The organism is Streptomyces sp. NPDC058664 (assembly GCF_042716635.1).
Classification (GTDB): Bacteria; Actinomycetota; Actinomycetes; order Streptomycetales; family Streptomycetaceae; genus Streptomyces.
In genome coordinates this window covers 86452-97838 of record NZ_JBHXRW010000006.1, presented here as the reverse complement: position 1 = coordinate 97838, position 11387 = coordinate 86452, and the positions used below count along the sequence as shown (strand labels likewise).

The 11387-nt window shown below is 74.0% G+C and carries 10 protein-coding genes; 8 read left to right on the top strand and 2 right to left on the bottom strand.

Going from position 1 to position 11387, the window contains the following annotated elements; genetic code table 11:
* Positions 1-57 precede the first annotated feature (57 nt).
* Positions 58-300 carry a hypothetical protein gene (locus tag ACFWUY_RS07290; RefSeq protein WP_384102993.1) on the bottom strand — a complete coding sequence of 81 codons (243 nt, stop codon included), beginning with the start codon at positions 298-300 and terminating at the stop codon, positions 58-60.
* Positions 301-1143: 843 nt separating this feature from the next.
* Between ACFWUY_RS07290 and ACFWUY_RS07285 the strand changes: the two genes are divergently transcribed.
* Both ACFWUY_RS07285 and ACFWUY_RS07280 read left to right on the top strand, forming a co-directional pair.
* Positions 1144-2859, top strand: a complete 1716-nt coding sequence (locus ACFWUY_RS07285; RefSeq protein WP_384102991.1) for a PP2C family protein-serine/threonine phosphatase — start codon at positions 1144-1146, stop codon at positions 2857-2859.
* A gap of 105 nt (positions 2860-2964) precedes the next feature.
* The gene (locus tag ACFWUY_RS07280; protein WP_384103304.1) at positions 2965-3312 is read left to right on the top strand and encodes a triphosphoribosyl-dephospho-CoA synthase; all 348 of its coding nucleotides are present in this window, start codon (positions 2965-2967) and stop codon (positions 3310-3312) included.
* A 110-nt stretch (positions 3313-3422) separates the two neighbouring features.
* Here ACFWUY_RS07280 and ACFWUY_RS07275 read toward each other — a convergent pair whose 3' ends face one another.
* Positions 3423-4640, bottom strand: coding sequence for a glycosyltransferase (locus tag ACFWUY_RS07275; RefSeq protein WP_384103301.1), 1218 nt, complete (start codon positions 4638-4640; stop codon positions 3423-3425).
* A gap of 58 nt (positions 4641-4698) precedes the next feature.
* On the opposite strand from ACFWUY_RS07275, the gene ACFWUY_RS07270 reads away from it, so the two are divergent.
* From ACFWUY_RS07270 to ACFWUY_RS07245, 6 genes are all read left to right on the top strand, one after another.
* Positions 4699-5490 carry a glutamate racemase gene (locus ACFWUY_RS07270; protein WP_384102989.1) on the top strand — a complete coding sequence of 264 codons (792 nt, stop codon included), beginning with the start codon at positions 4699-4701 and terminating at the stop codon, positions 5488-5490.
* Between the two features lie 61 nt (positions 5491-5551).
* The gene (locus ACFWUY_RS07265; RefSeq protein ID WP_384102987.1) at positions 5552-6118 is read left to right on the top strand and encodes a hypothetical protein; all 567 of its coding nucleotides are present in this window, start codon (positions 5552-5554) and stop codon (positions 6116-6118) included.
* Positions 6119-6339: 221 nt separating this feature from the next.
* Positions 6340-7941 carry an apolipoprotein N-acyltransferase gene (gene lnt, locus ACFWUY_RS07260; RefSeq protein ID WP_384102985.1) on the top strand — a complete coding sequence of 534 codons (1602 nt, stop codon included), beginning with the start codon at positions 6340-6342 and terminating at the stop codon, positions 7939-7941.
* A gap of 81 nt (positions 7942-8022) precedes the next feature.
* Entirely contained in the window at positions 8023-8505 is a 483-nt protein-coding gene (locus ACFWUY_RS07255) for an NUDIX domain-containing protein (protein WP_384102983.1), read from the top strand.
* 55 nt (positions 8506-8560) lie between these two features.
* A complete protein-coding gene (locus ACFWUY_RS07250) occupies positions 8561-9400 on the top strand; it encodes a 3-hydroxybutyrate dehydrogenase (protein WP_384102981.1) in 840 nt (279 codons plus the stop codon).
* Between the two features lie 68 nt (positions 9401-9468).
* Positions 9469-11361 carry a helix-turn-helix domain-containing protein gene (locus tag ACFWUY_RS07245; protein WP_384102979.1) on the top strand — a complete coding sequence of 631 codons (1893 nt, stop codon included), beginning with the start codon at positions 9469-9471 and terminating at the stop codon, positions 11359-11361.
* The last annotated feature ends 26 nt before the right edge of the window (positions 11362-11387 follow it).

Below are 11387 nucleotides of genomic sequence, written 5' to 3'. Positions count from 1 at the left end.
GCGACCGGACCGGAAACCGGCTCAGACGCCGGTTCGGAAACCGGTTCGGAAACCGGCTCAGATACCGGCGATGCCCGCGGTGTTCACCGAGACGCCGGTGATGCCGGAGGCCAGGCCGGGGACGCCGGCGACGAGGCCCTCGACGCCCTGGACCGTCTGGAGGGAGCCGACGGTGCCGAGGACGTTGGTGACGTCGCTGGTCAGGGCGCCGGCGAGGCCGCCGGAGATGGTGACGAGACCACCGGAAACGGCGTCGAGGTCGGCGTCGGAGATCTCAGCGGTCTCAAGGTCGTGACGCATGATGCGCACCCTTCGTTCATGGGGGGGAATCCGTCTTCTGTGGCCGCGGCGGGATTGATCAAATCACGCGAACGGCTGACCGGACCAATTCGGTTGACGCTTCGGCGCGGGTGTTCCTGCACCTCGGGAAGCGGTCGTGCATTCAATTTCACCGAATGCCGACACATTCTCCTCGGGTTCGAGTAACAGATTCGGTCACCCCGCCGCGTACGGGGAACCAAAGGGGCGGAAAGGTACCGTTCGGACGGCCTGGGCCCTCTGTGGTGTCGGGGAACGGTGAAGGCGCCGCCCCTCCACACGCACACGTTGTGCAGGTTTCCGGTAGACGCGTGGCGACCCGGGGCGGGCCAGTGGGGGAGGGCTTTGCGGCAGAGGCAGGAAATGATCCAGTTGGTCCGTTATGGGATTTTCTCTGAGTTCTCCTACGGGTTCTTCCGGGTATCCGAGTCGGCGGGCGTTCGCGGTGGGGCTGGCGTGCTGCGCGGTGGGAGGGGCGCCGGGAGGCTGCTCGGAGGGCGGCGGCTCCGGCGGGGCGGGCGACGCGGCGGCGGCGGTCGACCGCGCGTATCTGTTCCTCGGCCGCCGCGTGGACGAGGCCGCGGGTGGCGTGCAGGGCCGGGCCGGTTCCGCCGGGCGGGAGTGTCTCATCGGCCGTACCGAATACTTCGGACATAAGGTGGACTTTGTGGCGTGACGCGGGTCTCTCGCGGGGGCCGAAGGGCCCGGACGGGTGGCACCTCCGTCCACGGCCCGGCCGCCCCACGGCCCGGCCGCCCCATCGCCCGGTGGTCCGCGACCGCAGGCCGGCTCGCACGCCGTCACGACCCACGGAAGGCCCGGCTCATGGAGGAGGTCCCCAGGGGACACGATCCCCGCGCCACGCTGGATCTCCAGGCCCTGCGCGAACTCCTGGCGGCCCAGCGCCGCCGCATCGGCACCTACGCGGACACCCACGCCCCGCCCCCGCGCACCCCGGGCCCCACCGCCCCGGCCCGCCCGCTTCCGGACGCCGTCGTCGAACTGCTGGACGCCCTGCCGGTCGCCGGCATGCTCGTCTCCCCGGTGGTCGACGACAGCGGCCGGATCGGGGACTTCCTGTACGTCGCCCAGAACGAACGCGCCCGCGACTACGGTGCCGCCCGAGTGCCGCGCGGCTCGGTGCCGCGCTGGCAGGGCCCGGTACCCCTCTTCGAGCGGTTCCCCGTCCTGGAGAACACCGCACTGCCCCGCATGCTCGCCGCCGCCCACCACGAACGCGCGCCGCAGGGCCCCGAGATGCTGGAGTGGTTCATCCCCCGCCCGGCCGGCCTCCCGGCCCGGCTGAGCAGCGACGTGACCGTGGCCCCGTGCGGCGACCACCTCCTCGTCACCTGGGAACCGGGCCACCGCGTGCGGATGGCACTCGCCGCCCAGAAGCTGGTCAGAACCTGCTGGGCCGAATGGAACCTCGCCGACGACACCGTCGAACCCTCCCTCGGCTTCGGTTACGTCCTCGGCCTCGGCCCGGCGACCCCCGTCCCCCAGGACATCCTCGGCCTGGCGGACCTGATCACCCCCGACAGCCTGCCCGAGCTGTACCACCTGCTCTACGAGGTACTCCTGCGCAAACGGCGGTCCGAGTGCGAACTGCGCATGCGCGACCCCGTCGAGCGGTACATCCGCGTGGTCGCCGAACCGGTACGACCCGAAGGCGGCCCCGTCTGGGCCGTACGCGCCGTCCTGATCGACGCCACCGACGACCACCACCGCCGCGCGCTCGCCCGGGCCGCCGACGCCGAGGCGCGCCGCCAGCGCGCCCGCGCGGAGGCGCTGGCCGAGATCTCCGACGCGCTCCGTGACGCCGTCCTTCCCCGGTTCCCCGGCGAACTCGCCTCCTACGGCCTCGACGCGGCCGCCGTCTACCGACCGGACTCCACCCGGTCCGGCGTCGGCGGCGACTGGTACAAGGCGCGCAGGATCCCCGGCGGCCGCCTCCTGGTCGCACTCGGCGACGCCCGCGGCCACGGCCTGGAAGCGGTCACCCTCATGGCCAAGCTCCGCTACGCCCTGGCCGGCCTCGCCTACACCAACGAGCCGGTCGAAGAACTCACCCGGTGGCTCAACGACGTGGCGTGCGACGACGGCATCGAATCGACCGCCACCGCCGTCATCGCCCGCTACCACCCGGAACGCTCGACGCTCCGCTGGACCTGCGCAGGCCACCCCCGCCCCGTCCTCCTGCGCGACGGCCGGGCCGCACAGCTCCCCGCCCCGGACGGCGGCCCCGGACTCTCCCTCGGTGTCCTGCCGGGCGCCACCTATACGGCGGCCGAGACCCTGCTCGACGACGGCGACATCGTCCTGATCTACTCCGACGGGCTGATCGAACGCCGTGACACCGACCCCGACGAGGACACCGCGCGCCTCCTCCGGGCCGCCGAGCACTGCCTGCGCACCACACCACCGGTCCGCGACCACCAGACCCTCCAGGACTACGCCGAAGATCTCCTGGACCGGCTCGACGGGCCCCACCGCTCCGACGACGCGACCCTGCTCGCACTGCGCCGCGCCACTCCCTGACGGGACGGGCGGAGCGGGCGGGGCGGCCCGGCTCCCGCGCCCCGAGGCCTTCCCTCCGCCCTCTCCTCCTCGAATTCCGGCGCCCACCGCGACGACCACGCGCCCCTGCGGCCCCACGACAGGACACAGCTCCTCGCGTCCGTCCGCGAGGCCCTGCCCGCCCTGCACGACCGGCGGGCCCGGGGAGCTTCGGGGACCACCGCGCAGATCGACACGATGCTCTCCCCCATCGCCACCCTCGACGACAGCCGCGTCCGGAGCGCACACGGCCCCCTGGCCCTGCGCATGATCCAGCGCGACGCCGGGCGGATCCTCGCGGCGGGAGGGTCGGGCACCGACGAAGACGCCGCCGGACTCCGCGAACTGGACGAACTCACGCACCACTACGACATCCGTCCCGTCGCCGGCGGCGCGCTCATGAGCGCCCTCCTCTTCCTCGACCAGGCCTCCTGACCGCACCTTCTGACCGCAGAGAGCCCTGGCGGACGCGCCCGGACGTATGCGCGCCCGCGCGGCCGGCCCGGCACGGTCACCGGCCCGGCACGGTCACCGGCCCGGCACGGTCACCGGTCCGGCGCCGCCTCCGGGCGCGCGTACGTTCGCCCCTTCCACGCCGCACCGGCACCCCGGTGGTGCCGTACCGCCGAGTCCACCGTCATCAGGAGGTACAGGAACGCGGTGAACGGAAGCAGCGGGGCGAGCCACAGTGGCTGCCGGTAGTAACGGAGCATCGGCACGTACGTCCCCGCCATCACCGCCCAGGCCGCGCCTCCGGCCCAGGCCGCCACCGCGTCACCACCCACCGCTCCGGCCACCAGGGCCACCGGCGGCACCAGGTAGACGAGGACGAGGCCCGCCACCGTGCCCCCGAGCAGCCACGGGCTGTGCCGCAGCTGCGCGTACGCGCTGCGCGCGACCATCCGCCACAGCTCGCCGAGCCCCGGATACGGGCGGACGCTGTCGACCCGCTCCGCGAGCCCCAGCCAGATCCGCCCACCGGCCCGCCGCACCGCCCGCGCCAGCGACACGTCGTCGATCACCGCCTGCCGGATCGTCTCCGGGACGCCCGCCGCCACCGCCGTCTCCGTCCGCAGCAGCACACAGCCGCCCGCGGCGGCCGTCGCGAGCGGCCGCGCCCGGTTGATCCACCGGAAGGGATAGAGCTGAGCGAAGAAGTAGACGAACGCCGGCACGACCAGGCGCTCCCACGGGCTCGCGACCCGGAGGCGGGCCATCTGCGACACCAGGTCCAGGTCGTTCCCCACCGCCGCCGAGACGAGCAGCCGCAGACTGTCCGGCTCATGGGCGATGTCCGCGTCCGTCAGGAGCAGGAACCCGGGCTCACGCGCGCGTGCCAGCGCCATGCCGTGCCGCAGCGCCCACAGCTTCCCCGTCCAGCCGGGCTCCGGCTCACCCGGCGACACCACCGTCAGCGGCAGCCCCCCGTGGAGACGGGCCAGCCCGGCGGCGACCCGCGCCGTGCCGTCCGTACTCCCGTCGTCCACGAGGATCACCTCGGCGACGCCCGGATAGTCCTGCGCGAGCAGCGACGGCAGGCTCAGCGGCAGCACCCCGGCCTCGTCCCGAGCCGGCACGACGACGGCCACGCGCGGCCACGCGTCCGGCTCCCCGCGCGCGTGGCCATGGACCGGCCCCCCGCGCGCGTGGCCCCGCGCGGTCGGCGGCAGGCGCTGGTCCGTACGCCAGAAGAACCCCTGGCCGAGCAGCAGCCAACCCCAGACGACCGAGGAACCGAGCGCGAACCAGGCGAGGGTGCTCACTCGCGGCAGTCTGCCCCAGATCGCGGGGGATGTGAGGCTCATCAGCTAGGGTGACCGGGTGAAGATCGCGCTCATGGACTCCGGAATCGGCCTCCTCCCGGCGGCGGCCGCGGTGCGACGGCTCCGGCCGGACGCCGATCTCCTCCTCTCCAACGACCCCGACGGCATGCCGTGGGGCCCGCGCACCCCCGAGGACCTCACGGAGCGCGCCCTGGCCGTCGCGCTCGCCGCCGCCGCGCACCGCCCGCAGGCCCTGATCGTGGCCTGCAACACCGCCACCGTGCACGCCCTGCCGACCCTGCGCGCCGCCCTCGAACCGGACATCGCCGTCATCGGCACCGTGCCCGCGATCAAGCCTGCCGCCGCCGGGGGCGGCAAGGTCGCCATCTGGGCCACCCCGGCCACCACCGGCAGCGCCTACCAGCGCGGACTGATCCGCGACTTCGCCGACGGCGCCGACGTCACCGAGGTGCCCTGCCCCGGGCTCGCGGACGCCGTGGAGCACGCCGATCCGGAGGCCGTGGACCGGGCCGTGGCCGCGGCCACGGCGCTCACCCCCCGGGACGTCCGCGCCGTCGTCCTCGGCTGCACCCACTACGAGCTCGTCGAGGAGCGCATCCTCGCCGCCCTCGAAGCCCGCAGGACCGGCCTGCCCCCGCTCGTCTTCCACGGCTCCGCGGACGCGGTCGCCGCACAGGCGCTGCGCCGCGTCGGGGCCGAGCCGGCCCCCGACGCGGCCCCGACCGGAAGCCTCTCCGTCCTCCTCAGCGGACGCCCCGGTCCACTTCCCGCCACCGCCCTCGGCTACGCCGCCGGCCGGACCCTCCAGGCGGCGGCGCCCGCTCACTGAGCGTGTGCGGACGGATGCGCTCCGGCGCGCCGTCGCGTCCCGTCCTGGGTACGCTTCCCTCATGAGGGAGTACCACCGGAACCCGCGCGCCGACGAGCGGCCACCCGCCGTCTGGACCGGCCGCGCCACCAACCGTTTCCAGTGGCTGGCCGCGGCCGCCGGCGCCGCCTTCATGGCCCTCGGCGTCACCCTCGCCGTGGAATCGGCCTGGACCTCCGGCATCGCGGCCCTCCTGATGGCCGTCATCGGCTGTGTCGCCGCCGGACTGCTCGTCCTCTTCGGCACGCTCGCCTTCGTCCACGTGGCCGTCAAGGTCGACGACCTCGCCATGGAGGTCCGCTGCGGCCACATCGGCGTACCGCGCCGCCGCATCCTCCTCTCCCACATCGTCGGCGCGGACTTCGCACCGAGCGTCACCCCGCGCCACTGGGGCGGCTGGGGCTACCGCTGGCGTCCCGAGAAGGGCACGGCCGTGGTCGTCAGGCGCGGCGAGGGCCTGGTCCTGCGCCTCGGGGACGGGCGTACGTTCACGGTCACCGTCGACGACGCCGAGACGGCGGTACGGGTCATCCGCGACCACCTCCGCCGCCCGACCCCACCGGGCCCGCCCACACCGACGGGCGCCTGACCCCCGGGAAGCCGAGGGCGAGAGCCTCGGCGGAGCCGACGGCGCCCGACTCCTCGGCGGAGCCCGGTCTCGGAACGCCGGTGGCCCGGACCCCGGGCGCACCTACAGGCCGTCACGTCCCTGTGCCGCTTCCCGGCGGGGATTCCGGGCAGGTCACCGGGGCCCGCGCCCCGGACCCACCTGCCTCCTGACCGACGGGAACGCCCCGTAGACTCCGCAAGGTGAGCGCCACCATCACCCCCGTCGACCCGTCCGGAACCGACACCGCACCCACGCCGGGTTCCCGGCTGCGGCGGTTCGTGCGGCCCGGGGCGGCTCTGCTGTCCGGGTTCCTGCTCTACCTGAGCTTCCCGCCACGGCCCCTGTGGTGGCTCGCGCTGCCCGCCTTCGCCCTGCTCGGCTGGGCCCTGCGAGGCCGCCGCCTCCGGGCCGGCTTCGGCCTCGGCTACCTCGCCGGGCTCGGCTTCCTGCTTCCCCTCCTCGTCTGGACCGGCGAGGAGGTCGGCGCCGGCCCGTGGCTCGCCCTCGCCGCCGTCGAGGCGCTGTTCGTGGCCGCCGCGGGCCTCGGCATCGCGGCCGTCTCCCGGCTCCCGTGGTGGCCGGTCCTCGCCGCCGCGGTGTGGATCATCGCGGAAGGGGCACGCGCGCGCGTGCCCTTCGGCGGCTTCCCCTGGGGCAAGATCGCCTTCGGGCAGGCGGACGGTGTCTTCCTGCCGCTCGCCGCGGTCGGCGGTACGCCGGTGCTCGGCTTCGCCGTCGCCCTCTGCGGTTTCGGCCTGTACGAGACGTACCGGCAGGTCCGCGCCTACCGCGCCACCGGCGCCGTCCCCCGCGGCCCGCTCGCCGCCGCCGCGCTCTCCGTGCTCGTCCCGGTCACCGGCGCCCTCGCGGCCCTGCCGCTCGTCGACGACTCCGCCGAGGACGGCACCGCCACCGTCGCCGCGGTCCAGGGCAACGTGCCCCGCCTCGGCCTCGACTTCAACGCCCAGCGCCGGGCCGTGCTCGACAACCACGTCGCCCGCACCCACGAACTCGCCGCCGACGTCCGGGCCGGCCGCGCGCCGCAGCCCGACTTCGTCCTCTGGCCCGAGAACTCCTCGGACATCGACCCGTACGCGAACGCCGACGCCGCCGACGTCATCGACGGAGCGGTCAGGGCGATCGGCGTACCGACCGTGATCGGCGCGGTCGTCACCCCCGAGACCGGCAAGCTCCGCAACACCCTCATCGAGTGGGACCCGGAGCGCGGTCCGGTCGCCACGTACGACAAGCGGCACGTCCAGCCGTTCGGCGAGTACATCCCGATGCGGTCCGTCGTCCGCGTCTTCAACAGCAACGTGGACCGGGTGAGCCGGGACTTCGGTGCCGGTACGAAGGTCGGCGTCTTCGACCTGGCGGGCACCGAGGTGGGCCTCGCCACCTGCTACGAGGCGGCCTTCGACTGGGCCGTGCGCGACACCGTCACCCATGGCGCCCAGCTCATCTCCGTCCCCAGCAACAACGCCACCTTCGGCCGCAGCGAGATGACCTACCAGCAGCTCGCGATGTCCCGGGTGCGTGCCGTCGAGCACAGCCGGTCCGTCGTCGTGCCCGTCACCAGCGGGGTCAGCGCGATCATCCACCCCGACGGCGAGGTCGTCGCGCAGACGAGGATGTTCACCCCGGACGTCCTGGTCGAGAAGGTGCCGCTGCGCTCCTCGCTGACTCCGGCGACCCGGATGGGCACCCTGCCCGAGGCCCTGCTCACGGCGCTCGGGGCGGCCGGTCTCGGCTGGGCGGCGCTCCGCTCCGTACGGGCCCGCCGTGCCCGCAGGACCGCGTGAGGCGTCTCCGCGGCCCGCTGCCGGAACGATCCGGTCCGATCCACGGATGATCCGATCCGCCGATGATCTAGGGTCGGATCCATGGCTACCCCTGACTTCATCCGGTCCCTGCGCGAGAAGGCCGGCCACCAGCTCCTCTTCCTCCCCGGGGTGAGCGCCGTCGTCTTCGACGACCACGGCAGGGTGCTGCTCGGCCGGCGCGCCGACAACGGACGGTGGGCGATCATCGGTGGCATCGTCGAGCCCGGCGAGCAGCCCGCCGACTGCGCGGTGCGCGAGGTGTACGAGGAGACCGCGGTGCGCTGCGAGGTCGAGCGGGTCGTTCTCGTCGAGACCCTCCGCAAGCCGGTCGTCTACCCGAACGGCGACGAGTGCCAGTTCATGGACGTGACCTTCCGCTGCCGCGCGGTGGGTGGTGAGGCGCGGGTCAACGACGACGAGTCCACCGATGTCCGCTGGTTCGACGTGGACGACCTGCCGGAGATGAAGCGCTTCTCGTACCTGCGGATCGAGAAGGCCCTGGCCGACGAACCCACATGGTTCCGCACCACAGCATCCAGCTGAACTATGGTCCCGACACACATCGGTGGGGGAGAGAGCCCTTCATAGGGTGCGGAACATGAGCGCCCCCATCACCGCCCACGGTGCCGCGTCGGGTACCGGTTCCGTCTCCACCGCACCCCTGCCCCGTGCCGTCCTCCTCGACCTCACCGGCCGCACCGCGCTCGTCACCGGCGCGGCCGGCGGCATCGGGCGCGCCTGCGCGCTGCGGCTCGCCGCCGCAGGGGCCAGGGTCAGAGCCGTCGACCGGGCCGCCGACGGCCTGGAGACCCTGGCCGAAGAGGCCGCCGCGCTCCCCGGAAGCCTCGAACCCCGGCTCCTCGACCTCACGGATCTGGCCGCCGCCGAGGCCGCCGCCGCGGGCGCCGACATCCTCGTCAACAACGCCGGACTCCAGCTCGTCCGCCCCATCGAGGAGTTCCCGCCGGACGTCTTCCACACCGTCCTCACGGTGATGCTGGAGGCACCCTTCCGGCTCATCCGGGGCGCCCTGCCCCACATGTACGCCCAGGGCTGGGGACGGATCGTCAACCTCTCCTCCGTCCACGGGCTGCGCGCCTCCGCCTTCAAGTCCGCGTACGTGGCCGCCAAGCACGGCCTGGAGGGCCTCTCCAAGACCGCCGCCCTCGAAGGCGCCCCGCACGGGGTCACCTCCAACTGCGTCAACCCCGGCTATGTCCGCACCCCGCTCGTCGAACGGCAGATCGCGGACCAGGCAGCGGCCCATGGCATCCCCCCGGAGCGGGTCCTCTCCGAGGTCCTCCTGAAGGACTCGGCGCTCAAGCGGCTCATCGAACCGGAGGAGGTCGCCGAGGCCGTCCTCTATCTCTGCACCCCCCACGCCTCGTTCATCACCGGCACCTCCCTCACCCTCGACGGCGGTTGGACCGCCCACTGAGGGATGTCCCTGTGAAGCTTGTCCACAGGGGTGGTGCGACCACACGTTCGGCAGGTATCCCTGTGTCCATGTCCCACGAACACGTCTCCTACCTGGAACTCCTCGCCCGGGGAGCAGCCACGGAGGCCTACGACCGGCCCGTGCTGCTCGCCCGTGCGAGCGGCGCGGGCCCCGAGGCGCTGGCCGAGCTCGAAGAGGCCAAGCAGCTCGCCCTGCGGGTCCGGGCCGAGCTGGAGGGACGGCGCCGCCGCGAGGCGGAGCTGTCCGCGCTCTTCGCCACCGCCCACGACCTCGCGGGACTCCGCGACCTCGACGCGGTGCTGCGGGCCATCGTCCAGCGCGCCCGCTCCCTCCTCGGCACCGAGGTCGCCTATCTGAGCCTCAACGACCCGGCCGCCGGGGACACGTACATGCGGGTCACCGAGGGCTCGGTCTCCGCGCGCTTCCAGCAGGTCAGACTGGGCATGGGGGAGGGGCTCGGCGGCCTCGTCGCCCAGACGGCCCGCCCGTACGTCACCGACGACTACTTCGAGGACCCGCGCTTCCAGCACACCCGGACCATCGACGCGGCCGTACGGGACGAGGGCCTCGTCGCCATCCTGGGCGTCCCGCTCAGCCTCGGCAGCCAGGTCATCGGCGTCCTGTTCGCCGCCGACCGCAGGGCCAGGGTCTTCGAACGCGAACAGGTCGCGCTGCTCGGCTCCCTCGCCGCGCACGCCGCCGTCGCCATCGACACCGCCAACCTCCTCGCCGAGACCCGCTCCGCCCTCGCCGAGCTGGAACGCGCCAACGACATCATCCGCGAGCACAGCGGCGTCATCGAACGGGCCTCCGAGGTCCACGACCGGCTCTCCGAACTCGTCCTGCACGGCGGCGGCGTCCACGACGTGGCCCGTGCCGTCTCCGAAGTCCTCGGCGGCACGGTCGAGTTCACCGAAGAGGGCGCCGGGGCCGCCCGCCGGGCCGGGGGCCACGCGGTGCGCGAGGGCGACGACTGGGTCGCCGCCGTCTCCGCGGGAGGCGAGACCCTGGGTGCCCTGGTGCTCCACGGCCAGCCCGACCTCGACCCGGTCGACCAGCGCACCCTGGAGCGCGCCGCCCTGGTCACCTCCCTGTTGCTGCTCGCCCGCCGTTCGGCCGGGGAGGCCGAGCAACGGGTGCGCGGCGAACTCCTCGACGACCTCCTCGACGCCCCCGACCGGGACCGCCGACTGCTGCGGGAGCGCGCGGAGCGGCTCCGTGCCGACAGCGAGGCCCCGCACGTCGTGCTCGCGGCCCGCATCGACCGGGCCGGCGGGGTGGCCGACACCGACGCGGGCGGCCGTGAGAGCGCCGACCGCCAGCGTCTCTGGTCGGCCGCCACCCACCTGGCCGCCACCCGCCACGGACTCGCCTCGGCACGCGACGGAGGTACGGTCCTGCTGCTGCCGCTCGGCCCGGGCGAGAGCGCCACCGACCTGGCCAGACAGACCGCGAGAAGCCTCGGCGGCACCCTGCGCGAACCGGTCACCGTGGGCGCCTCCGCCTCCGTACGGGCGCCCCTCGACCGGCCGGACCAGGTGGCCGTCGCGTACGAGGAGGCCCGCCGCTGCCTCGACGCGCTCGTCCTGCTGCACCGCTCGGGCCAGGGCGCGGCCGCCGAGGACCTCGGCTTCCTCGGCCTCCTCCTCGCCGACGGCCGGGACGTCGACGGCTTCGTCGACCGGACGATCGGCCAGGTCGTCGCCTACGACCGGCGCCGGGGCACCGACCTGATCCGTACCCTGGACGCCTACTTCGCGAGCGGCATGAGCCCGGCCCGTACCAAGGACGAACTCCACGTCCACGTCAACACGGTGGCCCAGCGGCTTGAACGGGTCGGCCGGCTCCTCGGCCCCGACTGGCAGTCTCCGTCCCGCGCCCTGGAGATCCAGCTGGCGCTGCGCCTGCACGCGCTCTCGGACGCGGTCACCGGCACGTAGGGCGCGGGAGAGCCCGGTGCCCGCTC

Bases quoted from the DNA above. Each gene is read 5' to 3' on its own strand.
- ACFWUY_RS07290 (WP_384102993.1), bottom strand. From the start codon at position 300: ATGCGTCACGACCTTGAGACCGCTGAGATCTCCGACGCCGACCTCGAC.
- ACFWUY_RS07250 (WP_384102981.1), top strand. From the start codon at position 8,561: ATGAGCGCCCCCATCACCGCCCACGGTGCCGCGTCGGGTACCGGTTCC.
- ACFWUY_RS07255 (WP_384102983.1), top strand. From the start codon at position 8,023: ATGGCTACCCCTGACTTCATCCGGTCCCTGCGCGAGAAGGCCGGCCAC.
- ACFWUY_RS07245 (WP_384102979.1), top strand. From the start codon at position 9,469: ATGTCCCACGAACACGTCTCCTACCTGGAACTCCTCGCCCGGGGAGCA.
- ACFWUY_RS07285 (WP_384102991.1), top strand. From the start codon at position 1,144: ATGGAGGAGGTCCCCAGGGGACACGATCCCCGCGCCACGCTGGATCTC.
- ACFWUY_RS07265 (WP_384102987.1), top strand. From the start codon at position 5,552: ATGAGGGAGTACCACCGGAACCCGCGCGCCGACGAGCGGCCACCCGCC.